Here is a 26,523-nt window from a genome sequence, read left to right on the forward strand (position 1 = left end):
CTAGGTACATGGCGGTGGCGGTCCTGGACTCGGCGGAGCCGCTTTGGCCATGACTACACGGAGGGTGATCATCCGCGGTAGGGGCGCCCGTCCGGGTGGCCGTCATACGGACATGTCGCAACGGGCCGGGAGGTCGCTACCGTCTTCGATCTCACTGTCGGCATGTGCCCGCTCCACCCGGAAGAGGAGATTCCCCTGTGAATATGGCTCTCCCGTGAAGATCCTTCGGAAATCCGTACTCCCCGTACCGCACGCGCAGGGCAGGAACATGTCCGAAAACAGAAGGCTGTCCACCCCCTCGCCCACCGGGCTGCCCGGCCAGGTGATCACGTGGGCCCACCGGCACCTGCCCGCTCCAACGGCTGCACGCGGATGCCCTCCGGGGCGGTCCCCGCCCGCACCAGGCGGTCAGGGTGTGGAGATGACCGTCGAACCGCTGTCGTCGGACCGGTAGTCGGTGGTGGCGTTGACGATGTGCCCGGCCAGGCCGAGGAGCAGGAACAGGACGAGGAGAACCCTGCCCGTGGTGTCGAGCACCAGGGGCCGCGTCCCGGACGCCGCCGCTTCCTTCGTCGGGGCGGGGGCGTCGCCGAACAACTTCTGGGGATAGGCCGGGGTGAGCAGGGAGACGTACGCGTTGAGCCGCAGCGTGTACCGCGCAACAGCGGCCGTCGCGGCGTACAGCGGTGCGGGCAGACGCCCCAGAACGAGAGTGACGAGCCAGAACACCCAACTGACCGCAGCCCAGCCGCTCTGCAGGAGACCGCCGATGATCACCGCAGGGATCATCAGGACCAACCGGAAGAACACCGCGGCACGATTCAGCGGAGTGGGCCGCACCTGGATCTGCACCGGATAGCCGGTGGCCGCGAAGGAGAAGGGCGGATACCGGTCCACGAGGAGCGTCGCACTCGCGTTGACCCGGGTCCTGTACGCGAGGACGGAGCCGAGGAACCGGAAGACGCCGTCCGGCAGCCGCCCCGCGAACAGGGCGGCGAACCAGCCCACGATCGTGACGAAGAACGCCGCGACCCCCAACACCCCGACCACGATGAACTGCGGTACCAGCAACAGCCAGCGCAGCAGTACCGTCCAACGCCGCTGCCGCCCGGGAGCAGGCACATCCAGAACCGGCAGCCACTCGCCGCCGCCCTCATCACCGCTTGCGGGCCGTGGGTTTTGGTCTGTCGCCATGAGCACTCCCCAACGAGGAACTGCCAACCACGCCCATGCTGCGCTCATTCCGCCATGTCCGCGCGGCGGAAGAGCCCGACGGCGGACAGGGGGCGAGCGAGCCCAATGAGGGGAAAGAGGCCCGATCTGCCGTGCGGGTGAACCGGACGACGGTCTTGGTGCGCGGCGTGAGGGCTGTCCGTGCGGCCTCGGGCGACGGGACTTGGTGAGGCGCCGTGTGCGGCCCCGTCAGCCGGTGATCCTGCCGAAGAGGTGGTTGGCGGGGGCGTCCGGATCGTCGCCGTAGAAGAACTCCGTGATCGCCTGGTGGAACTCGGCGCGGTCCAGTGCGCCGGAGCCGTCCCGGTCCAAGGCGGCGAAGACCGAGGCGCAGTCCTCGCCGGGAACGCCGGCGACCGAGTCGAACATCTGCTGGAACTCCGCCTGGTCGATCTTGCCGTCTCCGTTGAGATCGACGAGGTCGAAGAAGCGGTCGGTCACCGGCGCGATCTGTTCCGGGTACAGGGCGGGATCGGTCAGGACCCGCCTGAAGCCTTCGGTCATCTCCCGCAGATCGACCTTCCCGTCACCGTCCTGATCCATCGGGGCGATCACGTTCATCCAGAACCCGTCCATCCCCTCGGAGAGCTGGCGGGAGGTCGTGGAGTCCGGCGCGGCGCCTCGGGCGGCGATGTAGCGCTCGCTCATCATCCGGACGTCCTGCTGGGTGATGAACCCGTCGCCGTCGACGTCGGCGCCCTTGAACCACTGGCCGTACTTGAGGTCTTGAAGTGCAGTCACAAATGCGCACAGTATTCATGCGGTTACGCAGGCGCAAACGGCGGGTGAAGCGCCTTCGCGTCAGTGTTCGAGGTCCGGTGGCGCGAAGGCGAGCACATCGGGAAGGGGATCGGTGTGCAACTCGACGTCGACCAGCGCACTGAGAGCGCTCGGCCCCTGGGACAGGCGCGAGCACGGCCGATCCGCCGTGAGAGCGTTCGGGTTGCCGTGGCGGTCCAGAGTTCCGCTCAGGCCCGGCTGGACCGGATCCCACCAGGCTCCCGTGGACAGCTGCACGACGCCGGGCATGACGTCCTCCGACAGGACCGCGCCCGCCAGACAACTGCCCCGGTCGTTGTGGACACGTACGATCATGCCGTCCTCGATGCCGCGCGACGCGGCGTCCGACGGGTTGAGCGTCACGGGCTCACGGCCACGGATCTTCGAACTGAGGCTGTGGCCACCGTTGTCGTACTGACTGTGCAGGCGCGAGGCGGGCTGATTCGAGATCAGGTGCAGCGGGAAACGGCCGGACAGATCAGCACCGAGCCACTCCGCCGGTTCGAACCACGTCGGATTCCCGGCGCAGTCGTCGTAGCCGAACGAGTCGATCTCCTCGGAGAAGATCTCGATCCGGCCCGACGGCGTCGGCAGGGGGAAACGCCGCGGATCTGTACGCAGCGCCTCGAAGCTGCCGGGAAAGGGCCCGGTCAACGTCGGCAGCGCGGCGGTGGTGTCGCGCCAGAAGTCGTCGAAGCCGGGCAGGGCGGCATCGTCGCCCAGCTCGGCCCTCGTCTGCTCATAGAGGTGCCGGACCCATGCGGCCTCGGAACGCGACTCCGTGAACTCCTGCTCGTATCCGAGCCGGGAGGCCAGGGCGGCGAAGATCAGGTGGTCGGTACGTGACGCGCCCTCCGGCTCGCGGACCTTCGGCATCGCGACCAGGTGGGGATCGGAGAATCCGGCGGCGAAGTCGTCACGCTCCAGGCTGGTGGCGACGGGGAGGACGATGTCCGCGAACTTGGCCGTGGTGTTCCACCAGGCTTCGTGCACCACCACCGTGTCCGGGGTCTGCCAGGCGCGGGACAGCCGGTGGAGATCCTGGTGGTGGTGGAACGGGTTGCCTCCGCACCAATAGACCAGGCGAAGCTCGGGCAGCGTGAGGCGCCGGCCGTCGTAGTCGATGGTCTTCCCCGGATGCAGCAGGGTGTCGGCGATCCTGGCGACCGGGATGAAGTCCGGAACGGGGTTGGGAACCTGGGGAATCGCAGCCACGGAGGGCCGGCCGGGGGCGACGCCGGTCGCGTCCATCGTCGCGTAACCCGCGCCCCAGCCACAGCCCGGCCGTCCCATCGAGCCCGCCATGGCGGCCAGCACGACGGACATCCAGATCGGCTGTTCGCCGTGGTCTGCCCGTTGCACCGCGTAGTTGACCATGATGAGCGAACGTCGCGTGGTCAGGCGGCGAGCGAGGTCGGTGATCGTGTCACGGCTGATGCCCGTGATCCTCGCTGCCCAGGCGGCGTCCTTGGGGACGCCGTCGATCTCGCCTGTCAGGTAGGAGGCGAAGCGGTCGAAGCCGACGCAGCAACGGCGGAGGAAGTCCTCGTCGTGCCACCCGTTGACCAGCATGGTGTGGGCGATACCGAGCATCGCGGCGGTGTCGGTGTTGGGGACGACGGGCAGCCACTCCGCGTCGAGGAAGCCTGCGGTGTCGCTGCGGATGGGGCTGACGTTCACGAACCGCACCCCCGCCTCGCGGCACCGGCGTTGCAGGTTCTGCGTCTGGTGTCTGGCCAGCCCGCCAGGGTTGATCTGGCTGTTCTTGAGGGCCAGCCCACCGAACGCCACCACGAGCTCGCAGCTCTCGGCGATCTCGTCCCACATCGGCATCCGGGACTGGTAGCTCCACGGATGACCGCCGATCACGTGGGGGAGGATGACCTCCAAGGCGGCGGTGCTGTACGTGTTGCGAGAGTCGGTGTATCCCCCGCCCAACGCCAGGAACCGGTGGAGTTGACCCTGCGCGTTGTGGAACGCGCCCGCACTCGCCCAGCCGTAGGACCCGCCGAACACCGCGCTGTCTCCGTGCTGTGAACGTACTCGACGCAGCTCGTCACTCACCAGCGTGAGCGCGTCGTCCCAGCTCACCTCCACGAACGCGTCCGCGCCCCTGGCCGTGTCGTGAGCGCGCGGCAGGCCGTTCAGCCAGCCCTTGCGCACTGCGGGGCGCAACACGCGGGCGCTGTCGTTGGCGGCTGTCACCATCCCGGGGCCGATGGGTGAGGGCGCGGGGTCATCGCCCCTCGGCTCGATGCGTACCAACCGACCGGAATCGACCACCGCGACAAAGCTGCCCCAGTGGGTCGCCACCGACATGCGCCGTTCCACCATGCATCAACTCCCTGCTGAGGTTTCCCCTGCGGCCTGCTGCTCAACCCCGCGTGCGGGTGGGGCCCGCTACGCGTGCCTGGGTGCCGACGGTCCCGGCGCGGTCGCAGTGGGGTGCGGCCGACGGTGGCGCTTCCGCGTCCGCCGCGTGGTCCGACGGGCAGGCGCCGGTTCCGTACGGCTTCAGCTTCAGCAAGCTCCTGGTGTAGCCGGACGGCTCACGGTCCGAGCAGACGCAGGGGTCCGCCCCGCCGGCGGAGGAACCACAGCCCCTCGAACAGGAGCCGCCCGAGCCCGATGAGGCGGATGCCTTCGCCCCGTTCCCATGGTCCGCACCATGCTGGCCGACGCCCGTTCCCGCGTGGACCGGGGCCTGAAGCTGCCCGCCGGGCCAGAGCGCGAGGCGGAGCTCGTGCAGGCCGGGGCCGTCTGCCAAGGAGCTCTGATCACCACCCGGTTCCCGGGCCTGCGGTCCGATCTGCTCAGCATCGCCGGGTACGCGCACGCGGCGGGGGAGCCCACCGGGGTGCTGCTCCAGCGCATCGGGCGCCTCGAGTCCGCGATGCCGTCCCGGCGCGCGCTCCGGCAGCGGGGCCCAGCCGTCAAGAACCAGCTGAGACGGCCTAGTCGCCCCCGCCTCCACTGCCCCCACCGTCTCCGCCCCCGCTGTCGCCCCCGCCGCTGCCGCCGTCTCCTCCGTCGGAGCCCCAGCCGTCCGAGCCGCCCGACTCGTTGTCGTCGCTGCCGCTGCCTAGGTTGCTGAACCAGGTGCGGTCCCAGTCGACGTCCGTGGCGATCGGTTCGTCGGAGCCCGTGCGCCGGATGCGGAAGCGGGCCGTGCCCGTGGTGTCGCCCAGGCCGAGAGCCACCGCGAAGGTCTGGGCCATGACGGCGTCCAGCGGGTCCGCGCTCTCGTAGCGCACGGCCGCCAGGGGCAGCAGCACCGAGCCGGGGTCCAGGACCGGGCGGCGCGGGGGCCGCTGGATCAGGGCGACCCGCTGCCCGTCCCGCAGCAACCACGAGCTCGTACGGTTCGCCCGCCACAACTCCCATACGCCCTGGGGGAGTCGCGCCTGTACGTAGCTCTTCGACTTGCGCATCTTCTTCGCCAGGACCAGAACAGCCGGTACGTCGCCGACGGTCATCCGCAGCCCCTGCGCCCGGTCGGCGGTGCTGCTCACGCAACCGTGCGGCGCCCGTATCCGTACGGCGGGAGCTCCCGGCCCCCAGACGTCCACGCGCACCAGCCGGCGGTCCACCGCCACGCCCACCGGCCCGGCGGGACCATGCGCGTACCGCCGCGCGATCCACAGCGGCACCCCTTCCCCGCGCGCCTGCCCGGCCAGGACGTCCAGCCGCGCGGGCCCGCCGCAGCACCGTACGGCCAACTCGCCGAGCGCCCGGGCGAACGCCGCGGCCTGGCGCACCCGCACGGGGGCCGTCGTCCCGGTGACCCGGGTGACCGGGACGACACCGCTGCCCTCGGCCAGCCGCTCCAGCGGTCGCTCCGTGCCACCGCCGCCGAGCCACTGGCCGCGGCGGAACGCCTCCGCCATGGCCGCCAGGTTGAGCTCGCTCAGCGGCGTGATCCTGCCGCCGCGAAGCAGGCCCTCCTCCGTCAGTTCGACGGTCCGCGCCAGCGGATTCCACGACCGTTCCGTATAGAGCGGCTGATGCATGCTGTCCCCCGTGTCCGTGCGGTACGGCGACCGAGCGTATCGAGGTTCAGGACGCGATCGAACACCGTCCGGTTTCGGAGACGCGGGGGAGAGGTGCGGGGGAGGCGTGCGGATGCGGCCGGTGGTCGGAGCGGCGGCCTCGGTCGTTCCCTCTCGGCCCGGGACCTCGGCCCGGGACCCGCGAGCGCTCCTCGTCAGTTCGAGGTCAGTCCTCCGTCGACGGCCAGTGCCGTTCCGGTGGAGAACGAGGAGAGGTCGCTGCACAGCCACAGGGCGGCCTGGGCGATCTCGACCGGGTCGGCCATACGCTTCTGCATCTGCCGCGCGACGAATGCCTCCTCGAACTCGGGCCGCGCCTCGACCGCCTGAGCGATCATTTCCGTCCGCGTCGTGCCGACGACGAGCGCGTTGATCCGGATGCCCTGGTTGGCGTACTCGGCCGCAGCGGCCTTCGTCATGCCGAGCACCGCGTGCTTCGCGGCGACGTAGGGCACGGGCGCGCCCGTGGCGACCATGGCGGCGGTACTGGCGGTGTTGACGATCGCTCCCTTCCCGGCTTCGAGCATCACCGGGATCTGGGAGCGCAGGCAGTTCCAGGTGCCGCGCACGTTGACGTCCATCGTGCGGTCGAACGTGTCGTCGCCGAGCTGGTGGAGCGGCAGGAACTCCTCACCGGCGTAGCCCGCGTTGTTGAAGGCGGCGTCCAGGGCACCGAAGTTCTCGCGCGTGGCGTCCACGGCGCGCTGCACGTCCTCGGGCACCGCGACGTCGCCCGCGCTGATCGCCGCCCGGCCGCCCGCTGCGGTTATCTCCTGGGCGAGTTGCTTCAGCGCCCCCTCGCGGCGGGCCATCAGCAGCACCGCCGCGCCTTCCGAAGCGAACAGACGGGCGGCGGACGCCCCGATCCCGCTCGACGCGCCTGTGATCATTACGGCCTTGCCGGCCAGCATTCCATGGGTCATCCCGTGAGTATCGCGTACGTCCCAGGGACGCCTCCGCTCAGCTCGGCGTACGGTCGCAGCACGCACAGGACCGCACAGCTGGAGGTCAGGATCCGGCGGGCATGCGGGCACTCAGCGTACGGACGACAGGGACCAGGACCTTCTCCCGCCAGTTCTTGCGGGACTCGGTGTACTCGCCCACACCGTCGGCGGTCGACGAACCGTCCACCTCGAACTCGTACGGCCCCTGATGGCAGACCAGCGCTCCGGGCGCCTTGGTGAAGCAGCCCGTCGGCCCGAGCGAGGCCCCGAGGTCCTGGAACTTCTCGGCTCCCTTCGTACCGTGTTTCACCTCGTACGCGCGATCCTTCGCGTATCCCTCAGCCACGAGTGCGGGGTCGGCGAGCCCCTGAAAGACGATGGTGATCCTGCTGTTCTGCTTGCTCACATACTTGGCCGGAAGGCCGAACTCGGTCTCGCAGCCGCCCTTGGGCACGTCACCCGTGGTTCCCGGGGCGGACGTGGCGAGCGGGTTGAAGTTGAGGACGGAGACCTTGATGGGGTCCCGCTCGAAGTCCTTCGCCTGCGGCAGAATCGCCCGGATCTCCTCCTCCAGGAGGACTGCGCAGGCGTCCGGCCACTGCGCCAACGGCAGTGAACCCCCCTTCGGGGGCTGTGCGTCGAGCCGAGGCCCGGAGGGTTTCGCCGTCCCGAACTCCAGCGGCGGCGGCTCGCTGGTGCAGCCCGCCAGCAGGACGACGGCAACCGAAGAGGCGATGACTCCACGCCTCGGGCTGATGACTCTCGGCACGTCCAACTCCACTTCCGGGAGGGCGGATTCCCTCCCGCCGCAGATCACGACGGCTCCCCCGAGCGCTTGAGGGCACCGGCTCCGGCCCTCATTGTGGCGGCGCGCTCCCCGCCGCACGCCTGATTCCCGTCATGCGCGCTGTGATCCTGCCGACAGGGCGGACCGGATGATCAGAAGAGATCGGCCAGGCGCTTGCCGACGGTCCAGGCCGTGTCGACGCTGCATACGGCCAGGTCGGGGTCCTGGGCTGCTACCTGCTCGGCGAGCTGCGCCGTGCCGTAGAAGTTGACCCGGTTGCAGAAGACTTCGCGGATGTCGGCGCCGGTGGCGGGTGCGAGGGTGACGGCGGCCGTGGAGGGGCTGACATCGCGAGTGCCGTCGGGGGTGACGGTGAGGGAGATCGGCTCACGGGTGGTGGGGCAGCGCGAAGTGACCGTACTCGCGCGCTCCTTGAAGACAACGGGGAACATCAGGACGTCCATGGCGCACCAGCCGAAGAGACGGCGTCCGTGGAGCTCCATGGTGTGCGGGTGGCGGTCGTTGAGGGAAACGCCAGCCCCGGTGATGCGGCCGTCCGGGTCGGTCTCCAGGCCGAAGTTCATGGCGTGGAAGCGGTCCAGGACCTGGTCGGCGGGCCAGCCCAGCAGCCGTGCGGCCTCCTGCGGGGTGAGCGGGCCGTGTTCGAGAAGGCCGGCCACCACCTTGGCACCCGCCGCCATGAGTTCAACGCCCTGGGGCGAGGTCCACTTGGCCACCAGTTGGTCGGACAGCTGCTGAACGCGGGCATGCGGCATTTCGGTCCTTTCGGGCGATCCGTGCTTTTCAGCCTAGGGGACCTGGAACGGCTCGGCGAGCAGGGCGTGGGCACCGTGTTCCGGCTCGACGCGAAGCGCGGACCGACGACGCCGAGCTGCCCGAGTACCGAACCACACCTCCCACGGCGAGGAGCACTGCGACGGGAAGTGGCTGGTGTTCGACGTGTCCTGACGCATGGGCCCGGCCCGCACCGGGCGCCCAGTCACCTTGTGCCGCTGGTCCACCAGCGACCCTCAGGGCTGCGACAGGGCCTTGCGCACCGCGTCGATACCCAGGGCCAGGTCCGCGTGGAAGCTCTGGTGGAGGTCGAAGTCCCGGGTCATGTCGACGTAGTAGCCGTCCGGCAGGGTCGACTCGGCGCGCGAGAGGTCCCTGTTCAGTTCGTCGAGCTGGAGGAGTATCCGGTGGGTGTCGCGCAGGGACTGGGTGAGGGCCTCGGTGAGCGAGCCGCCGGGCCCGGGGGAGGGGACCTCGCCCGGCCGGTCCGACGCGCGCAGCGCCGCCCGCACCGCCGCTCGCCGGAACTGGGCCAGGGCGAGGGAGGCTTCGATCCCGTCGTAGGAGACCTCGTTCGTCCAGGGGTCGTCATGGGCGAGGCTCGCCGCAAGGAAGCCGACGCGGCGCGGGACGTCGAGGTCCTTCACCGCGTCGAACGTCGGCGCGGCGAGCGCGGCGTCCTGTGCCAGTGCGACCGCGAACGCCCGGGCGTCCTCCGTCGGGAACTCGCCCCTGGTGGCCCGGGTCCCGGACCTCTCGGCCTCCCGCCGGAACCGCTCCACCTGGAGAGCGAGCACCGCTCCGATACGTACGGCTGCCAGCTCGGCCCAGGGGAACCCGCCGAGGGCAGCCGCGCGGTCCTGCGCGTCGCACCGGGCGAGACCGGCCGCGTACGCCCGTACCCCGGACGGCGTGGGCTCGGCGAACGAGTGCGGCACCGGTGCGCCGAAGGGCGGCACGGGAAGCGTGGAGCCGAGGTTCCACAGTGGCGCCAGGGGGGCGCGATGGGCGGTGGTATTTTCCGTACTCGTACTCGCGGAGTCGTACACCTGGGCCGTACTCGCGGAGCCGCACACCTCGTCCAGCCCCGCCCGCAGGTCGAGTACGGGATCCAGTGCGGCAGTCAGCTCGCCCAGCAGTTCCGCGAGCCTGACGTCCGCCCCTGTGGTCCCCTCGGCCCTTCCGGCCCGCAGAATTGCTGATTCCGCTGCGAGCAGCTGGTCGACGTGGCGCAGGGTGCGGTGCACCTTCCGCATCGACAGGCCCAGCTCGTACCCGATCGCTCCCGGCGCACAGCCCGCCAACCGGAAGGCCGTGACGTCGAGTTGGCGCTCGTTCAGCTCTGTCAGCGGGGCGAGCGCCACCACGATACGGGCCTGCACCAGGGCGTCGGCGCTGCCCTGCCCCAGCAGGGCGGGCACCGTCCCGCGCACCGGGCGGAGCACCCCGCAGCCGCCGCCGACGGTCATCCGGCACGTCCAGGACCGCAGCGCCTGAGCGGTCACCACGGGGGTCCTGGCGTCCTTCACGGTCCCCGCCGCGTTCTCGTCCAGCAGGTCCGTCCACCGGCGGGCAACCGTCATGGCGTCCTGGGCGAGCCGCGCCGCCTCCACGAGGTCCGCGCCCCGCAGCAGCGACAGGGCGACGAGCGGCCCCACGTGCGCCCGATAGTAGTCCCCGAAGCCGACTCCGCTGGCGGAGACCGTGTCCGCCGGATCTGATGCCATGGCTCAACTCCGTTGGTTTCAGAGCGACTTGTGCAGTCCGTCGGAACTCAAGGTAGAGGCTCGGCGCGCCGTGACGGAAACCGGCCCGGCACCGGAGAGGCCGTGGGTCAGGGCTCAGGCGTCACCAGTGCCGGGATGTGGCGGAGCTGGGAGCGGCTGGTCACGGCGAGTTTCGCGTACGCGTTGGAGAGGTGGTAGCCGACCGTCCGGGGGCTCAGGTGCAGACGGGCGGCTATCTCCTTGTTGGTGTGGCCACGGGCCGCGTGGCGGCTGTCCTGGTGCGTCAGGCCCAGACGCGTTCTGGGGGGAGCGGCGGAGGGGTGGCCGTGGGCGAGTTCGCGTTCGGCGCGGGACTCCCAGGGGGTCGCGCCGAGGGAGCGGAAGATCGTACGGGCCGCTTCCAGTGCCGTACGCGCCTCGGACCTGCGGCGCAGTCGGCGCAGGCACTCGCCGTGCAGGAGGTGTGCGCGGGCCAGGTTGAAGGGGCGGTGCGGGGTGCGGCCCGCTTCGGCCTCGACCGCCAGCGAGAGGTGGGCGAGGGCGACCTCCTGGTCCTCGGCGAGGAGGCCCTTGATGCGGTGGGCGGTGACCCGGGCAGTGCCCGGGTGCGTGCCGCTGCGGTCGGCGTGGGCCGCGTAGGCGGCACAGAAGGCGCGTACCTCGTCGACGCGTCCGCTCATCTCCGCCGCCTCCGCGACGTCCGCCGCGACCAGCGCCGCCGTGGGCGGGTGGGCCGCGGGGCCCTTGTCGGCGAGCACCGGGAGCCAGTGGTCGAGGGCCTGCGAGGGGCGGCCCAGGCCGAGTTCGAGCAGGCCGAGGGCGGTGTGCGCGAGGGCGGTCATGAAGACGCGCGGGTGGGGGGAGAGGAGACGCAGGCCGGTGTCGACGCGGTGGCGGGCGTCGTCCTCGTCGCCGCGCAGGGCGGCGAGCCAGCCGAGGCTGATCTCGTTGGCCGCCTGGAGGACCACGAGGCCGTGTTCCTGGGACAGCTGGAGGGACTCCCGCAGATGTTCCCCGGCCTGCTGCCAGTGCCCGGAGAGGATCTCGGTGGCGGCCAACTCGGTGAGGACCTCGGGCAGTTGGGCCTGGGTCGCGCCCGAGCGGCGCAGCTGTCCTGCGCGGCTGTGGTAGGAGTCGGCCGCCAGGTCCTCGGTGTCCGTGGACACCGCGTGGTGCGAGGGGACCGGGCCCAGGTCGAACCCGCCGTGCTGCGGGGGGCGCTGCAACTGCGTGCGCGGCCAGTCGTCGCGGGACGCCGGTACGGGCACGGAGTTCAGGCTCAGCCGGATGCGCTGGGTCAGCTCGGCGGTCAGGTCCTCGCGCCCGGCGAAGGAGGGGAGACCGTCCGTGAGGGCGGCGATGCCCGCGAAGTCGCCGTGCGACCACAGGGCGCGCACGGCCAGATGCAGCGCCCCCGCCGCGTACTCCGGGTCGGTGGGAGCCAGCAGCAGGCCCGCTTCGACGGCGAGGCGGGCGGCCCGCTCCGCCGAGCCGGTGAAGTACTCCAGCAGCGCGCGCAGGGCGAGCACCCGGCCGCGTACGGGAGCCGGGGCCGGAGCCGGGTCGATGCGGGACAGCAGTTCGCGCACCTGGCGGGCGTCGCCCGCGAGCCACGCGGTGTGCGCCGCCTTCGCCAGGCGCAGCGACCGGTCGGCGGGCTCGGTGGAGAGTTCGGCGGCACGCGTCAGGGCCTGGGACGCCGCGTGCGGGGCGCCGCGCTCCAGGCACCGTGCGGCGTGCTCGTGCAGGGCGGTGGCGACGTCGTCGTCCGGGTCGGTGAGGACGGCCGCCCGGTGCCACACCCGCCGCTCCGCCGTGGCGACTTCGGCGAGCGCCTGGTGGGTGAGCATCCGGCGGACCGGACTGGCCTCCTCGTACACGGTCTGCTGGAGCAGCGGGTGGCGGAACTCGGTGCGGCCCCGGTCGAAGCGCAGCACCCCCGCGGTGAACGCCTCGTCGAGGCCGCGCGCATCGAGGCCCAGGCGGGCGGCCGCCTTCAGGAGGGTCTCCAGGGGCTCGTGCTGTCCGGCCGCCGCGAGGAGCAGCATGTCCTGGGCGACGGTGGACAGTTGGCGTACTTCATGGGAGAACACCTGGCCCACCGGAAGGGGACGCGACGCGGAGTGCGGGGCCGCCGCCTTCGCGGTTTCGAGCAGAGCGAGGGGGTTGCCCCGGGAGACGCGCAGGACATGCTCCACGGTCGCCGGGTCGGCGTCGGGCAGGTGGCGGGCCACGACGTCGCGTGCCTCGGCGTCGGTGAGCGGGGCGAGGGCGGCGTGCTCCAGGCCCGTGTGCCCGGCGAGGTGGTGCATGCCGGGGCGGGTGGAGAGGACGGCGGCCACCGGGTGGGCGCGCAGCCGCCGCACGGCGAACAGCAGCGCGTCGCGCGAGTCGCTGTCGAGCCACTGGAGGTCGTCGACGAGCAGCAGGACGGGACGGTCTTCGGCGAGGAGGGTGAGCAGTCGGAACAGGGCGGTGGCGACGAGGTAGCGCTCCGCGCGCCCGGTCTCGACGCCGAGCGCGCACTCCAGTGCGGCCCGCCCGGCCGGGGGCAGCCGGTGCAGTTCCGCGGTGTGCGGCCACAGGAGCTCGTGCAGACCCGAGTAGGGCAGATGGCTCTCGGCGAGGGCCCCTCGGCAGTCGAGGACGGTCATGCCCTCCGCCAGGTGCGCGGCCCGGTCCAGGAGTGTCGTCTTGCCCGAGCCTGGCTCCCCGACGAACAGGAGGCCGCCACCGGCGCCCTCCGACGCCCGGGAGAGGACGCGGCGCACCGCGTCCAGCTCCGTCATTCTTCCGATCATCACCGCGGCGATGATACGGGAACAGGTTGAATTCTTGACGAGAGCACAACAGAGAGTCGCGGGCGCTGTCCACAACGCGAAACTTTGGCACCCGGTATGGGGCGTTGCACGCTCTTGTGTCCGCACACCCGATCACAGCCCGTCACGCCCGGTCATGCCCGGTCATGCCGTGGGGCATTGGCCGCCGATCCCGGTCACGGTGACAGATCCGATGACCGATCCGCCGTGCGCCCGTTCCCGCCACAGTGATCACCGCACGGGCCGATCGGCTCCCCCTGCCGGGCAGGAGGGGACATCGGCGAGCAGTACGGAAGCAGCGGAAAGTGGTACAGCCATGAACAGCAGGGACTTCGACAACATCGTGGTGGGCGCCGGTTCGGCCGGTTCCGTCGTCGCGCGGCGGCTGGTCGACGCGGGCCGCAGGGTCCTCCTCGTCGAGGCGGGCCCGGTCGACGACACCGAGGCGATCCACGACCCCACGGGCTCCATCCAGCTCTGGAACAGCCCCTGGGACTGGGCCTTCCAGACCGAGCCGCAGACCCACGCCGACGGACGCCGGCTGCCCTGGCCGCGCGGCAGGACCCTGGGCGGCTCCAGCTCGTTCAACGGCATGATCTACGTGCGCGGGGCACAGGCCGACTACGACTCCTGGGCCTACCGGGGCGCGGCGGGCTGGTCCTGGCGGGACGTGGAGCCGTACTTCCGCCGCATGGAGGACTTCGACGGCGGCACCGACGGCGGGCGCGGCACGGGCGGACCCCTGCACGTCCAGCGCAACCCCGGCCCGGACGCCCTGGTGCGGTCCTGGGTGGAGGCGGCCCAGCAGTACGGCCTGCCGTTCAACGACGACTACAACAGCGGCGACCAGCACGGCGTGAGCTTCACCCAGCACACCATCAAGGACCACCGCCGCCAGTCGACCTGGGTGGCGTACGGACACGCCGTGCAGGACAGCCCGCTGCTGACCGTGGTCACCGGCGCGCTGGTCACCCGGATCGTGTTCGAGGGCGACCGGGCGGCGGGCATCGCGTACGTCGTCGACGGACAGGAGCGGATCGCCCGTTCCGCACACGAAGTGGTGCTCTCCGGCGGCGTGTTCGGCACCCCGCAGCTGCTGATGCTGTCCGGCATCGGTCCCGCCGAGCACCTGCGGTCCTTCGGGCTGCGGGTCCGGGCGGACCTGCCGGGCGTCGGGCAGAACCTCCAGGACCACTGGTCGGCGCCACTGGTCTGGAAGGCGAAGCAGCCGCTGCCCGCGTGGGCGGCGCAGGGCTTGGAGGCCCAGTACTTCGCCGCCACCCGGCCGGGGCTCGCCGTCCCCGACGTGCAGCCGCTGTTCCTGTCGTTCCCCTACCCGGTGCCGGGCGCGGACCTGCCCGAGCACGGCTTCTCGGCGGTCGGCCAGCTCCTGCACCCGTACAGCCGGGGCGAGGTGCGGCTGCGCTCCGCCGATCCGGCCGCCCCGCTGGTCCTGGACCCGAAGGTGTTCTCCGACCCGCGCGACGTGGAGACCCTCGTCGACAACCTGGAGCAGCTCCGCGACATCGCGGGGCAGGGCGCGCTCAAGGAGTGGAACGATGGCGAGGTGCTGCCGGGCGAAGGCGTCGCGACCCGTGCCCAGCTCCGCGACCACGTCCGCGCCACCGTCGTCTCCGGCCACCACCAGGTCGGCACCGCCCGGATGGGCCTGGACGCGATGTCCGTCGTCGACCCCGAACTGCGCGTGCACGGGGTGTCGAACCTGCGCGTCGCCGACGCGTCGGTCATGCCGCACGAGCCCACCGGCAACACGAACGCGCCGAGCATCATGATCGGCGAGAAGGCGGCGGACCTGCTGCTGGGCCGCAGCGCGAAGTAGACCCAGTCCCGTGCCGTACGCGGTCCGATCCGGCCGAACGGCAGCGAAGCCCGGCCCCCGCACCGGGCCGGGCGGGGTGGGCGAGCGGGCCCCTGTCGGTCGTCCACCCCACCCCCGAGTCGTCCTCACCTGAAGCCGAAGCCGAAGCCGAAGCCGGAGCCGAAGCCGAAGCCGAAGCCGAAGCCGAAGCCGAAACCCGCAACCCGAAACCGAAGAAGGCCCCATCGTGCCCACCACCGTCACCGCCGCCGTGTCCCGCAAGCCCGGCGAGGAGTTCCAGATCGAGGAACTGCGACTCGACGACCCCCGCCCCGACGAAGTCCTCGTCCGCTACACGGCGGCCGGACTGTGCCACACCGACCTGGAGGCCGCCGCCGGGAACCTGCCGACCCCGCACCCGGTGGTCCTCGGTCACGAGGGGGCGGGCACCGTCGAGGCCGTCGGCGCGGCGGTCACCGGCTTCGCACCGGGCGACCGGGTCGTGCTGAGCCTCGACTCGTGCGGGGTCTGCCCCAACTGCCTTGCCGGGCAGCCCGCTTACTGCGACCACCACGTCCCTCTCAACTTCCACTCCCGGCGCGCCGACGGCTCCGTGGGCCTGCGCGACGCATCAGGCGACCCCGTGCACGACCACTTCTTCGGCCAGTCCTCGTTCGCCTCGCACGGCCTCGCCCACCCCCGGGGCCTGGTCAAGGTCGACGCGGACCTGCCGTTGACCACCCTCGCCCCGCTCGGCTGCGGGCTCATCACCGGGGCGGGCGCCGTCTTCAACTCGCTGCGGGTGCGTGCCGGAAGCAGCGTCGCCGTGTTCGGGCTCGGAGCGGTCGGGCTCGCGGCGCTGATGGCCGCCGTCGCCTCCGGGGCGACGCGGGTCATCGCTGTGGACCGCAACCCCGAACGCCTTTCCCTGGCAACCGAGTTGGGGGCCACCGACGTGATCGACGCCTCCACCGCCGACGCGGCGGAAGCAATAAGGGAGCTGACCGCAGGGCGCGGCGTCGACCACAGCGTCGAGTCGACCGGCGTCGTCCCCGTGATGAACGCCGCCGTGTCGGTGCTGGCCCCTCTCGGCTCCGCCGCCGTCCTCGGCGTCGCGGCGCTCGACGCCGACCTCAGGGCCAACGCCTTCGAACTCCTCAAGGGCCGCACCGTCACCGGCTCCGTCATGGGCCACCAGGCGCCCGGACTCCTCGTTCCCCGTCTCCTCGACCTGTACCGGTCTGGCCGCTTCCCGCTGGACCGGCTGGTGACCACCTACCCGCTGGCAGACATCAACCAGGCGGTCGCCGACGTCAGGGCGGGCTCCACCGTCAAGGCCGTCCTCACCCACCGCGCGTGAGCACCGCCGAAACCCCGCGCAGGAGCCCTGCCGAAACCCCGCGCAGGAGCACCGCACGAAACCGCCACCGAAGCGGTGGACCTCACTCGCGAGCGCGGCAGGCACCGAGGTGACCGACACCGCCACCGGCGTCCTCGCGCAGCGGCTGAACCACCAAGTCCCCTCGCCCCCAACCCAGAACCTTTTCCAGAACTGTCCTCACAACCCTTCCCAAGAACCCTTCCCAGGAACGGACACACCGTGAAGCTCGCACGCCCCCGCACCACCCTCGCCGTCGGCGCCACCGCCGCCGCTGCCGTGGCCGCGCTCGCCACCCTCACCCCCGCCGCCTCGGCGACGCCCGACCGGGCCGCTCCCCAGGCCCCCGCGCCCGCCCACCCTGCGGCGCACCGGACCAAGCCCACGGTGGTCCTGGTCCACGGCGCGTTCGCCGACGCCTCCGGCTGGGAGGCCACCGTGAACCGCCTTCGCCGCGACGGCTATCCGGTACGGGCCGTCGCCAACCCGCTGCGCGGACTCGACCACGACGCCGCCTACGTCACCGGTCTCCTCAAGAGCATCAAGGGCCCCAAGATCGTGGTCGGCCACTCCTACGGCGGCGCGGTCATCACCAATGCCGCCGCCTCCGTCCCCGACGTCAGGGCACTCGTGTACGTCGCCGCGTTCGTGCCCGACACGGGGGAGTCGCTGGGCTCCCTGCTGGAGGAGCACGCCGACCCCACCGTCCCGGCGCTGCCCCAGCAGACGTTCACGTACACCCGCCCGGACAACACCACCGGCACGGACGTCTTCCTCGACCCCGCCCGCTTCCGCGCCGCCTTCGCCGCCGACGTACCGGCCCGCGAAGCGGACTTCATGGCCGCCTCCCAACGCCCCATCGCCGTCGAGGTGTTCGGGCAGCCCACGAAGGAGGCCGCCTGGAAGAAGCTGCCCTCCTGGGCCCTGGTCGCCACCCAGGACCAGGCGATCCCGCCGAGCCTGGAGCGGTTCATGGCCCGGCGCGCGGGCGCACACATCACGGAGGTGCGCAGCTCGCACGCCGCGATGGTCAGCAACCCGGAGGCCGTGACCCGCCTCGTCCAGCAGGCGGACCGGGCCACCCGCCGACCCTGACCCACAGGGCCGGCCTCCCGGCAACACCCGTGCTCCGGACGGCATCGTGCCGTCCGGAGCGCTCCGTCGGGCCCGAGCCCCTCTCGGGCCCGCGTCCCCCGGTCCGTGAGCCCGCATCTCCACGGGCCCGCGATCCCGACGTACGAAAGCAGAACCCGCGCCATGCCAGCCCGCCCCACGCCCGCCTTCCTCCGCTCCGGTTCCGGCCGCAGGACAGCGGCGTACCTGCTGGCGTTCGCGGTCCTCCACGTCGTCGCCGTAGGGACGCCGATCGGCCGGCGTGCGGAGAACGCGCTGGTGGCGGGCTACGCCGACCAGGCGAGGATCTTCCCCCTCGCCCAGTCCTGGGGCCCGCCGCCCCTCACGCACGAAGTGCTGCTCCCCGCCGTGAGTCTGGCCCTGATCGTGGTGGTCGCCCTCGCACGGCGACGCCTGCGGGAAGGCTGTGCCGCCGCCGTCGTGCTGGGTCTCGCGCTCGTCGTCCCCGGCAGGGCAAGGGGCTGGGCGCGGTCCTGCTGGCCTGCGCGGCGTTCACCATCGCCCACGGAGTGCTCGGTGCCGGCACGCCGGACGGCCGGACGCGGCCCCGCACCCGGTACGTACTGCCTCTCACGGCTCCGGTCGCAGCGCCCGCGCCGCGCGCTGCGGACATGCCGGTGCCGGGGACCACGGCGGTGGCCCCCGGCACGGGGTCGGCGGGCACGGTGGCGCCCGCCGGAGAGGCGGTCAGACCGCAGACGGTTCCGCCAGTTCCAGTTCCGCGCGCGCCCGGGTGTGCTGCGCGAGGTGGACCAGCTCCCTCAGCAACTCCCTCAGCAGGCTCTCGGTGAACTCGTCGGCGAGGAACGTGCCGTCCGCGTCGAAGCGCTGGTGGGATCGGAAGACGGTCACCTCGGGGTGCGCCACCACGGGCGCCTGGACCCGGTGCAGGATCTGCCGCAGGACGAGCTGCCCGCGCGCGGTGCCGAACTGGGAGGGCGAGGCGCCCAGGATCGCGGTGGCCTTGCCGAGCAGGCTGGAGTCCCCGGCCGGGCGGGACAGCCAGTCGAGGGCGTTCATCAGCACGCCGGGGATCGCCGAGTTGTACTCCGGCGTCGCGATGACGAGGCCGTCGGCCTCCCGGACCCGGTTGCGCAGGTCCACGACCGAGGCGGGCGGGACGTCCTCCCGGTCCTGGTTGAAGTACGGCAGTTCGCCCAGGCCCTCGTGGACCTCGACGGTGACGCCCGCCGGGGCACGGCGGGCGAGGGCGTGCAGCAGGGCGGTGTTGTGGGATTCGCGGCGCAGACTGCCGGAGAGGGCGAGGAAACGCAGGTCGGACATGGTGGGGTGGCTCCAGATCGGTCGAGGGTGGAGAGGGATCGCCGAGGACGGGGCGGGGCCGTTCGTCCCCGGGACGAGCACGAGGAGGCAGTCGTACGGTCGTGTGCCGTACGGCCGCCGTCAGGTGCGGGGCGTGCGGCTCAGGCGCGGCGCGCCCGCGCGGCTCGGTACACCCGGCTGCGGTCGGCCGCCAGCCGGTCCCTGGGCGCGGCGACGCCCTCCGGCAGCCGCAGCGGGTCGAAGTCGGGTTCCACGGACGGCGTTCCGGCACGGTCCAGGGTGAGGGTGCCGAGCGGCACCGTACGGTCCGAGGCCCACAGGCGGGTCGGGTCGTGCACCTCGTCCCCGTCCCCGGGGAGGTGGGCCACGAGGTCGAAACGGGCGGGGAGTTCGCCGGGCAGGCCCCGGGAGAGGTAGTCGCCCGGCCGGGCCGAGGCATCTTCCGGGGAGAGCGGATCGACCGGCCGCAGGGGCCGCCAGCTCAGGCGCGCCCAACGGACCGTGCCCGCCGCGTCGGTCAGCCCGAAGGCGTGCACCGAATGGTAGGCGAGAGCGGTGAAGCCCGCCGCCGGGCGGGACTGCTGGGCGAGCCCCAGGGCGGTCGCCGCCTCCGGGCGGCGGGCCAGGAACGCGGGCACGGCGTCGGGGTCCGGGGAGTTCGTCGCCCGGAGGAACTCGACCATGTGCGCGCCGGTCCGCACGAAGAACACCGGCAGCGTGAACATCACGAGGTCCAGACCGCCGATCCGGACCGCGAGACCGTGGTCGCCGGGATCGCCGTCGTGCCCGCCGGGGCCGCCGAGCGTGCTGGAGAACCGGGCCGTGGCGGCGGTCGCGGGCTCGATGAAGAGAGCGGCGGTGCTCAGCTCCGCAGCCCGGGCCGAGGGGGTGAACCCGCCGACGGCCCACGCCCCACGGGCGTGCAGGAGGCGGTCGCCGGGGTCGGCACCGGTCGCCCCGGCCACCTGCTCGACGAGCGCGGCCCCGGTGTGTCCGGTGCCGTCGTGTCCGGTGCCGTCCGGCCCGGCGACGTGAGCGCCACCGGCCAACGAAGGGCTGGCCGACGAAGCGCTGGCCAAGGAAGTGCTGGCCAACGAAGCGCTGTCCACAGAAGCGCTGGCCAAGAAAGTGCTGGTCATGGCGGTGACACTAGGGAGCCCGACCACTCCCGCGCATCGGTCACCGTATCGGTCGGCCCCGCCGCAGGCCCCCGTCGGGCCGCACGCGGAGCCGCATAGGATCCAAGGGAAATGGTTGTGTACGGGCGGTTCGAAGAGAAGTCAGAGCTCGACCGCGCCCTCGACGGGGCGCGCGCGGGCAAGGGGGCGGCACTGGTGCTCTGGGGCGACCCGGGCATCGGCAAGACCGCGTTGCTGGAGTACGCGGCCGAACGCGCCGACGGCTTCACCGTCATCGGCTGCCGGGGCAGCCGGATGGAATCGGGGCTCGCCTTCGCCGCCCTGCACGGGCTGCTGTGGCCGCTGGCCGACCGCATCGACGCCCTGCCCCCGCCGCAGGCCGCCGCCCTGCACGCGGCACTCGGCCACAGCGGAGACGTCACCGACCGGTTCCTCATCGGCGTCGCCACCCTGACCCTGCTCACCGAACTCGCGGCGGAGCGGCCCCTGTTGATATCCGTCGACGACGCGGACTGGCTCGACGAACCGACCGCCGAGTGCCTGGGGTTCGTCGCCCGGCGGCTGCCCGCCGACCCCGTGGTGCTGCTGCTGACCGGTCACACCGACCCCGCCGCGTGCGGGCCCTGGGAGGGGCTGCGGCCGTTGGCGCTCCCGCCGCTGACCGACACCGAGGCGGCGGAGTACCTCCGCTCCGAAGTGCCGGACGCGGACGAGGAGACCGTGCGGCGGACCGTACGGGTCGCCTGCGGCAATCCCCTCGCCCTGCGCGAACTCCCCACCCTCACCGCCGAATCGGGGGAGCGGCTGCCCGTCGGTCCCCGGCTGCGCCGCGCCTTCGGCGCCCGTACCGCACGGCTCTCCCCCTCCGCACGAACCCTCCTGCTGGTCGCCGCCGCCGAAGACCGGGGCGACCCCGGCCTCGTGCGCGAGGCCGCGACCGGGCTCGACGCCGGAGCGAGCGCCTGGGAGGAGGTGACGCGGTCGGGACTGCTCGCCGTACAGGACGGCCGGGTCCGGTTCCTCGCGCCGCTCGTCGGCGCGGTCGTCTACGAAGAGGCCCGCTTCCCCGAACGCCGTTCGGTGCACCGTGCGTTGGCGCAGGTCCTGCGCGCACACGGTGTCGAGAACGGCCTGCGGGCCTGGCATCTGGCAGCCGCCGCCGACGACTGCGACGAAGAGGTGGCGGCCCTGCTCGAAAGCAGCGCCCGCACCGACAGGGCCCGAGGCGGCTTCGCGTCCGCCGCCCGCGCGCTCGGCCGGGCCGCCGAACTGTCCCCGGCGCCCGCCGACGCCGCCCGACGGCTCGCCCTCGCGGCACGCGCCGCCTGGGAGTGCGGCCAGCTGGGCAAGGCCGGTGAACTTCTCGACCGGGCGGCGCGACTGGTGTCCGAGCCCGAAGCCGCCGAGGCCAGCGGCGGGCTGCGCGGCATCATCGAGTTCGCCCACGGCGACCAGGAGAGCGCCCACCAGCTGCTGCTCCGCCACAGCCTCGCCGTGTCCGACCCCGCGCAGGCCGTGGAACTGGCCTGCCTCGCCGTACGGGCGGGCTGGGCCGGCGGCTCCCCGGAGCGGCAGGCCACGGCACTGTGCCGGGTCGCCGAACTCACCCGAGAGGCGGGCACGGAGGGGCCGGGCGCGGCGGAGGCGGCCCTGCTGCCCGCCCTCACCCAGTGGTGGGGCGACGGTCGGGCGGGGGAGCGGGTCCCGGCGGAGGAGACCGTCGCCCGGCTCGGCGCGGTGTCCTGGCGGCTGATGCCGCCCGCGCCGCTGGCCGTCGCGTGGGGCGTCGAGCCGGTCCTGGCCGAGGCGTTCCGCCGCAAGGCCGAGGAACTGCGCGGGACGGACGCGACGAGCGCCCTGGTGCTGGCCGTGCCGCAGACCGTCATGATCGACATCATGGGCGGGCGCTGGACCGAGGCCACGGCGGACGCCTCCGAGACGCTGAAGCTCGCCGAGGAGATCGGTGCGGACCACGCCGCCTCCCAGTGCCGCAACTCCCTGGCCTGGCTCGCGGCACTGCGCGGCGACGAGTCCGAGACCCTCCGGCTCACCGCGCGCACGCTGGAGCAGTCGGTGCCGCGCGGAGTGCGCGCGCTGAGCGCAGCCGCGTACTGGCACCGGGCGAAGGCCGCCCTGTTCGCCGGACGCCCGCAGGACGCCCTCGACCGGCTGCTGCCCCTCGCCGAACCCGGACACCGGGCGGCCCACGCCACCTTCGTCCTGCTCGCCGCCGCCGACACCGTGGAGGCGGCCGTCCGCGCGGGCCGCCCGGAAGCGGGTGAAGCCGCCCTGCGGACGCTGCGCTCCTGGGCGGACCGCACCGGCGCCGCCTGGGCGATCGCCGCCGCGCACCAGAGCACGGCGCTGCTGGCCGCCGACCGCGCCGAGGAGGAGTTCCGGGCGGCCCTCGACGTACCCGGGGCGTCCGACCGGCCGTTCACCCACGCGCGCACCCGCCTCCTGTACGGCGAGTGGCTGCGGCGCGCCCGGCGCCGTACCGACGCACGCGTGCAGCTCGCCGAGGCCGCCGACGTCTTCCGCCGCCTCGGTGCCCGACCGCTGCTCGAACGGGCCCTGAACGAACAGGAACTGACGGGCCAACAGCTCCGCCGCGACACTGTCCGCGACGAGGCGGCACTCACCCCGCAGGAACTGCGCGTCGCCCGCCTCGCCGCCGAAGGGCTGACCAACCGGGAGATCGCCGCCCATCTCCTCATCAGCCCCCGCACGGTGGGCCACCACCTCTCCAACGTCTTCCCGAAGCTGGGGATCGTCGCGCGGGGGGAGCTGGCCCGGGTGGACTTCGACAACGGGATGCGGCTGATCGCGTGAGGGGCGGAGCCGTCTCTCAGCCGATCGAGGGGAGTGCCCCCGCTGGCAGAATGGCCGGATGATCGTCAGACGTGCGCAGGAGTGCGACTTTCCCGGCTTCCTCGCCCTCGCGGGCCAGGTGGAGCACTGGTTCGGCCCGATGGTCGAGGAGCCGGGCTTCCACGACGCGGTGCACGCGCACCTGCGCCGGTCCATGGCGCTGGTCGCCGAAACCCCCGAGGCGGGGATCGTCGGCGGGCTGCTGTTCGGCGCGGAGCCTCCGGTCCACCACGTCCACTGGCTGGTGGTCGCGGAGGCGGGCCGGGGCAAGGGCGTCGGCCGGGCGCTGATGGCCGGTGCCACGGAACGGTTCGTCCGGGGGCCAGGCACCCTCGAAGTGGTCACCTTCGGCGCCGACCACCCGGGCGCCGTCGCCAGCGGGGCCCGCGTCTTCTACGCGTCTCTGGGGTTCACCCCCGCCGAGGCGGCGGAGCCGGGTCCGGAGGGCGGGTCGCGGCAGGTCTACCGCCGGACCGTCGGCTGAGCCGTACCGCGACACGACGGGGGCGGGCTGGTGCCCTCCACGGCCGACACGGGGGCGCGGGCCGGTGTCCGCAGTGACCGGTACGGGTGCGCGGCCCGGTGTCCGCCGTGACCGATACAGGGGTGGCGGCCCGGTGTCCGCCGTGACCGATACAGGGGTGGCGGGCCGATGTCCGCCATGACCGATACGGCGACCGATGCGCACCCGCCGGGGCCCACCTAGCGTCGTCCTCGTTCGGCTGACCGGCCGGCGGACGACCCAGGAGTTCCCCATGCACGACAACACCCCCTCCACCCCCGCACCGCACGACACCCTCGTCGTCGGCGGCGGCTCCGCAGGCGCCGTACTCGCCGCCCGGCTCACCGAGAACCCCGACCGCACGGTCCTCCTGCTGGAAGCCGGACCCGCCTACGCCCCCGACGGCTACCCCGAGTCCGTCGCCTCCAGCAGCGTCCTCGGCGGCTGGACAGGCCACGACTGGGGCTACCGTTCCGAGCCCGGCTTCATCGGGCACCCCGTGGAGACCTTCCGAGGCAAGGTGCTGGGCGGTTCGTCCGCAGTCAACGGCTCGGTGGCGGTGCGCGCCCTGCCGTCCGACTTCGCCCGCTGGTCGCAGCGGGGGCTCAAGGGCTGGTCGTACGAGGACCTGCTGCCCGCGTTCAAGGCGCTGGAGGCCACCGGGGCGGGCGACGACGCCCTGCACGGCCGCACCGGACCGCTGCCGGTCGCCCAGCTCACCCGGGACGACGTCTCGCCCATGCAGCGCGCCTTCGTCGACGCGGCCCTCGCCGACGGCATCCCGGCCGTCGACGACTTCAACGGCACCGACCCGCACGGCGTCGGCCCCTACCCCATGAACGTCCGCGACGGCGTCCGCGTCAACACCGGGATGGCGTACCTCACCGACGCCGTGCGGGCCCGCCCCAACCTGACCGTCCGTGCGGGAACCCTCGTGGACCGCGTCCTGTTCGAGGGCACCCGGGCCGTCGGCGTGCTGCTGGCCGACGGCACCGAGATCCGGGCCCGCGAGGTGATCCTGTCGGCCGGTGCGTACGGCAGTGCCGCCGCCCTGCTCCGTTCCGGCATCGGTCCGGCCGAGGACCTCACCGCCCTCGGCATCCCCGTCGTCGCCGACCTGCCCGTCGGCCTGCGCCTCCAGGACCACCCCTTCTTCTACAACGCGTACGCCGCCGACCCCGACCGCATCGGCGCGCAGACCCCCGTCATCGGCGCCAAGGCGTGGACCGCCTCCGTCGGGGCCGCCGAGGGCGAACTCGATCTGCACATCACCGCCACCCACCTCTTCGACCACGCCACCAGCCCCACCGGTGTCGGCTTCGTCCTCGCGGTCGCGCTCGTCCGCCCCCAGTCGCAGGGCACCCTGACCCTGGCCAGCCGCGACCCCGAGGCCGCGCCCCGCATCGACCTCAACTTCCTCGCCGAGCCCGACGACCGGCACCGCCTCGTCGAGGGCATCCGGCTCGCCCGTCGCATCGCCGCCACCGAGCCGCTGGCCGGTCTGATCAGCGCCGAACTGAACCCCGGCCCGCAGGCGGACACCGACGCCGCGATCGAGGCGTCGATGCTGGCCACCCTCGACACGTACCACCACCCCACCTCCACCGCCCCGATGGGCGCCGACGACGACCCGACGGCGGTCACCGACCGGCTCGGCGCCGTGCGCGGGGTCACCGGGCTGCGCGTCGTCGACGCCTCGATCTTCCCCGACGTCCCGTCGGCGGCCACCAACCTCACGGTCATCGCGACGGCCGAACACATCGCCCGCCAGATCTGACGTCCCGTCAACTCACTTCATTCGCAAGGACATGTCATGACCCAGCACGCCCGCAACTACATCAACGGCGAGTGGACCGACTCCCCCCGCCGCACCGAGTCCCTCAACCCCTCCACCGGCGAAGTCCTCGGCACCTTCGCCGACGCCGGAGCCGACGAGGCCCGCGCCGCCATCGCCGCCGCCCGTGCCGCCTTCGAGACCACCGACTGGGCCCGCGACCGCAACCTCCGCGCCAAGGCCCTCTTCGAGATGGCCGACCACCTGGAGGCACGCCGCGAGGAGTTCATCACCCTGCTCGCCCGCGAGAACGGCAAGATCCTCGGCGAGGCCGCCTTCGAGATCGACCTCACCATCCCCAAACTCCGCTACTACGCCTCCCTCGCCCTCAGCGACCACGGCAGCGCGGGCGAAGTCCGCCCCGGCCTCTACTCGATGACCCTGCGCGAGGCCGCCGGTGTCGCCGGAGTCATCGCACCGTGGAACTCCCCGGTCGTCCTGGCCGTACGTTCCTTCGCCCCCGCACTGGCCGCGGGCTGCACCGTCGTACTGAAGCTGCCGGGCCAGACCGGCCTGGTCAACGGCCTGATCGGCGAACTCGTCGCCCAGACGGAGAACCTGCCCGCAGGCGTCATGAACGTCTTCACCGAGTCCGGCAACGAAGGCGCCCCGCTCCTGATCTCCTCCCCGGACGTGGACGTCGTCAGCTACACCGGCTCCACCGTCGTCGGCCGTACGATCATGGCCAACGCGGCGCCCACCCTGAAGCCGCTCTCCCTGGAACTCGGCGGCAAGAGCCCGATGCTCGTCTTCGACGACGCGGATCTGGACGCCGTCGTGCCGGTCCTCACCAAGGCGATCACCACCTTCACCGGCCAGTTCTGCATGACCGGCAGCCGCATCCTCGCCCAGCGGGGCATCGCCGACGAACTGCGCCGCCGCATGATCGCCTCCCTCGAAGCGGTCAAGGTCGGCCCCGGCGACGACCCGGCCAGCGAGATGGGCCCGATGATCGACGAGCGCAACGCGCAGCGCGTCGAGAACGTCGTCACCGAGGCCGCCGCCTCCGCGAAGATCCTCGTCAAGGGCGCACGCGACCGGGCATTCCTCGCCCCGTCCCTCGTCGAGGTCGAGGACCTGAACGCGCCGATCGTGCAGCAGGAGGTATTCGGCCCGGTCGCCACCTTCGAAGTCTTCGACACCGAGGCCGACGCCGTCACCCGCGCCAACGCCACCGAGTTCGGACTCGCCGCGTCGATCTGGACGCGCGACGTGGACCGCCCGCTGCGCATCCAGCGCGAGATCAAGGCCGGCACGGTGTGGACCAACACCTGGGCCGTCGTGCACGACATGTTCGAGGAGGGCGGCTTCAAGCAGAGCGGCATGGGACGCCTCAACGGGGTGCGCGGCCTGGAGGAGTTCCAGGAGACCAAGCACTTCGTCCACGCGGCGCCGCGCGCCTGACGCGGTCTGCGGGGTGGGACAGAA

Annotated in this window: 19 protein-coding genes; 8 read left to right on the forward strand and 11 right to left on the reverse strand. The window is 72.6% G+C overall.

Features of this window, described 5'->3' with window-relative positions:
- Positions 1-408 precede the first annotated feature (408 nt).
- From OG897_RS29100 to OG897_RS29110, 3 genes are all read right to left on the reverse strand, one after another.
- On the reverse strand, positions 409-1,194 hold the full coding sequence (locus OG897_RS29100) for a DUF4389 domain-containing protein (protein ID WP_266661332.1): 786 nt from the start codon (positions 1,192-1,194) through the stop codon (positions 409-411).
- A 228-nt stretch (positions 1,195-1,422) separates the two neighbouring features.
- The gene (locus OG897_RS29105) at positions 1,423-1,974 is read right to left on the reverse strand and encodes an EF-hand domain-containing protein (protein WP_266661334.1); all 552 of its coding nucleotides are present in this window, start codon (positions 1,972-1,974) and stop codon (positions 1,423-1,425) included.
- A gap of 60 nt (positions 1,975-2,034) precedes the next feature.
- Positions 2,035-4,347, reverse strand: a complete 2,313-nt coding sequence (locus OG897_RS29110; RefSeq protein ID WP_266661336.1) for a molybdopterin-dependent oxidoreductase — start codon at positions 4,345-4,347, stop codon at positions 2,035-2,037.
- Between the two features lie 80 nt (positions 4,348-4,427).
- Between OG897_RS29110 and OG897_RS29115 the strand changes: the two genes are divergently transcribed.
- Positions 4,428-4,553: a hypothetical protein gene (locus OG897_RS29115; protein ID WP_266661338.1), complete on the forward strand. Its 126-nt coding sequence runs from the start codon at positions 4,428-4,430 to the stop codon at positions 4,551-4,553.
- Positions 4,554-4,967: 414 nt separating this feature from the next.
- Here OG897_RS29115 and OG897_RS29120 read toward each other — a convergent pair whose 3' ends face one another.
- The 6 genes from OG897_RS29120 to OG897_RS29145 form a co-directional block, all read right to left on the reverse strand.
- Positions 4,968-6,023, reverse strand: coding sequence for a hypothetical protein (locus tag OG897_RS29120; protein WP_266661340.1), 1,056 nt, complete (start codon positions 6,021-6,023; stop codon positions 4,968-4,970).
- 194 nt (positions 6,024-6,217) lie between these two features.
- Positions 6,218-6,985, reverse strand: coding sequence for an SDR family NAD(P)-dependent oxidoreductase (locus tag OG897_RS29125; protein ID WP_266661342.1), 768 nt, complete (start codon positions 6,983-6,985; stop codon positions 6,218-6,220).
- 85 nt (positions 6,986-7,070) lie between these two features.
- Complete coding sequence (locus OG897_RS29130; protein ID WP_266661344.1) at positions 7,071-7,775, reverse strand: hypothetical protein; 705 nt, start codon at positions 7,773-7,775, stop codon at positions 7,071-7,073.
- A gap of 170 nt (positions 7,776-7,945) precedes the next feature.
- Positions 7,946-8,569 (reverse strand): organomercurial lyase, encoded by a 624-nt coding sequence (gene merB / locus OG897_RS29135; RefSeq protein WP_266661346.1) that lies wholly within the window; start codon positions 8,567-8,569, stop codon positions 7,946-7,948.
- A gap of 255 nt (positions 8,570-8,824) precedes the next feature.
- Entirely contained in the window at positions 8,825-10,315 is a 1,491-nt protein-coding gene (locus OG897_RS29140; protein WP_266661348.1) for a hypothetical protein, read from the reverse strand.
- Between the two features lie 107 nt (positions 10,316-10,422).
- Positions 10,423-13,116 (reverse strand): AAA family ATPase, encoded by a 2,694-nt coding sequence (locus tag OG897_RS29145; RefSeq protein ID WP_266662479.1) that lies wholly within the window; start codon positions 13,114-13,116, stop codon positions 10,423-10,425.
- Between the two features lie 334 nt (positions 13,117-13,450).
- On the opposite strand from OG897_RS29145, the gene OG897_RS29150 reads away from it, so the two are divergent.
- The 3 genes from OG897_RS29150 (at position 13,451) to OG897_RS29160 (ending at position 17,426) form a co-directional block, all read left to right on the forward strand.
- On the forward strand, positions 13,451-14,974 hold the full coding sequence (locus OG897_RS29150) for a GMC family oxidoreductase (protein ID WP_266661350.1): 1,524 nt from the start codon (positions 13,451-13,453) through the stop codon (positions 14,972-14,974).
- Positions 14,975-15,200: 226 nt separating this feature from the next.
- Positions 15,201-16,313 carry an NAD(P)-dependent alcohol dehydrogenase gene (locus OG897_RS29155; protein WP_266661352.1) on the forward strand — a complete coding sequence of 371 codons (1,113 nt, stop codon included), beginning with the start codon at positions 15,201-15,203 and terminating at the stop codon, positions 16,311-16,313.
- Between the two features lie 240 nt (positions 16,314-16,553).
- On the forward strand, positions 16,554-17,426 hold the full coding sequence (locus OG897_RS29160) for an alpha/beta fold hydrolase (protein WP_266661354.1): 873 nt from the start codon (positions 16,554-16,556) through the stop codon (positions 17,424-17,426).
- 726 nt (positions 17,427-18,152) lie between these two features.
- Here the strand turns inward: OG897_RS29160 and OG897_RS29165 are convergent.
- Both OG897_RS29165 and OG897_RS29170 read right to left on the reverse strand, forming a co-directional pair.
- Positions 18,153-18,749, reverse strand: coding sequence for an NADPH-dependent FMN reductase (locus OG897_RS29165; RefSeq protein ID WP_266661356.1), 597 nt, complete (start codon positions 18,747-18,749; stop codon positions 18,153-18,155).
- A gap of 140 nt (positions 18,750-18,889) precedes the next feature.
- Positions 18,890-19,888, reverse strand: coding sequence for a catalase (locus tag OG897_RS29170; protein WP_266661358.1), 999 nt, complete (start codon positions 19,886-19,888; stop codon positions 18,890-18,892).
- Positions 19,889-19,999: 111 nt separating this feature from the next.
- Between OG897_RS29170 and OG897_RS29175 the strand changes: the two genes are divergently transcribed.
- From OG897_RS29175 to OG897_RS29190, 4 genes are all read left to right on the forward strand, one after another.
- Positions 20,000-22,720 (forward strand): helix-turn-helix transcriptional regulator, encoded by a 2,721-nt coding sequence (locus OG897_RS29175; RefSeq protein WP_266661360.1) that lies wholly within the window; start codon positions 20,000-20,002, stop codon positions 22,718-22,720.
- A 58-nt stretch (positions 22,721-22,778) separates the two neighbouring features.
- Positions 22,779-23,243: a GNAT family N-acetyltransferase gene (locus tag OG897_RS29180; protein ID WP_266661362.1), complete on the forward strand. Its 465-nt coding sequence runs from the start codon at positions 22,779-22,781 to the stop codon at positions 23,241-23,243.
- 271 nt (positions 23,244-23,514) lie between these two features.
- Positions 23,515-25,038, forward strand: coding sequence for a GMC family oxidoreductase (locus OG897_RS29185; RefSeq protein ID WP_266661364.1), 1,524 nt, complete (start codon positions 23,515-23,517; stop codon positions 25,036-25,038).
- Between the two features lie 36 nt (positions 25,039-25,074).
- Positions 25,075-26,499 carry an aldehyde dehydrogenase family protein gene (locus tag OG897_RS29190; RefSeq protein WP_266661366.1) on the forward strand — a complete coding sequence of 475 codons (1,425 nt, stop codon included), beginning with the start codon at positions 25,075-25,077 and terminating at the stop codon, positions 26,497-26,499.
- The last annotated feature ends 24 nt before the right edge of the window (positions 26,500-26,523 follow it).

Source organism: Streptomyces sp. NBC_00237 (genome assembly GCF_026342435.1).
GTDB lineage: Bacteria > Actinomycetota > Actinomycetes > Streptomycetales > Streptomycetaceae > Streptomyces.

Excerpts from the sequence above, each read along its gene's own strand:
- OG897_RS29125 (WP_266661342.1), bottom strand. The coding sequence starts at position 6,985 with ATGACCCATGGAATGCTGGCCGGCAAGGCCGTAATGATCACAGGCGCG.
- OG897_RS29165 (WP_266661356.1), bottom strand. The coding sequence starts at position 18,749 with ATGTCCGACCTGCGTTTCCTCGCCCTCTCCGGCAGTCTGCGCCGCGAA.
- merB (WP_266661346.1), bottom strand. The coding sequence starts at position 8,569 with ATGCCGCATGCCCGCGTTCAGCAGCTGTCCGACCAACTGGTGGCCAAG.
- OG897_RS29170 (WP_266661358.1), bottom strand. The coding sequence starts at position 19,888 with ATGACCAGCACTTTCTTGGCCAGCGCTTCTGTGGACAGCGCTTCGTTG.
- OG897_RS29180 (WP_266661362.1), top strand. The coding sequence starts at position 22,779 with ATGATCGTCAGACGTGCGCAGGAGTGCGACTTTCCCGGCTTCCTCGCC.
- OG897_RS29140 (WP_266661348.1), bottom strand. The coding sequence starts at position 10,315 with ATGGCATCAGATCCGGCGGACACGGTCTCCGCCAGCGGAGTCGGCTTC.
- OG897_RS29120 (WP_266661340.1), bottom strand. The coding sequence starts at position 6,023 with ATGCATCAGCCGCTCTATACGGAACGGTCGTGGAATCCGCTGGCGCGG.
- OG897_RS29145 (WP_266662479.1), bottom strand. The coding sequence starts at position 13,116 with ATGATCGGAAGAATGACGGAGCTGGACGCGGTGCGCCGCGTCCTCTCC.
- OG897_RS29110 (WP_266661336.1), bottom strand. The coding sequence starts at position 4,347 with ATGGTGGAACGGCGCATGTCGGTGGCGACCCACTGGGGCAGCTTTGTC.
- OG897_RS29100 (WP_266661332.1), bottom strand. The coding sequence starts at position 1,194 with ATGGCGACAGACCAAAACCCACGGCCCGCAAGCGGTGATGAGGGCGGC.
- OG897_RS29190 (WP_266661366.1), top strand. The coding sequence starts at position 25,075 with ATGACCCAGCACGCCCGCAACTACATCAACGGCGAGTGGACCGACTCC.
- OG897_RS29185 (WP_266661364.1), top strand. The coding sequence starts at position 23,515 with ATGCACGACAACACCCCCTCCACCCCCGCACCGCACGACACCCTCGTC.
- OG897_RS29175 (WP_266661360.1), top strand. The coding sequence starts at position 20,000 with ATGGTTGTGTACGGGCGGTTCGAAGAGAAGTCAGAGCTCGACCGCGCC.
- OG897_RS29150 (WP_266661350.1), top strand. The coding sequence starts at position 13,451 with ATGAACAGCAGGGACTTCGACAACATCGTGGTGGGCGCCGGTTCGGCC.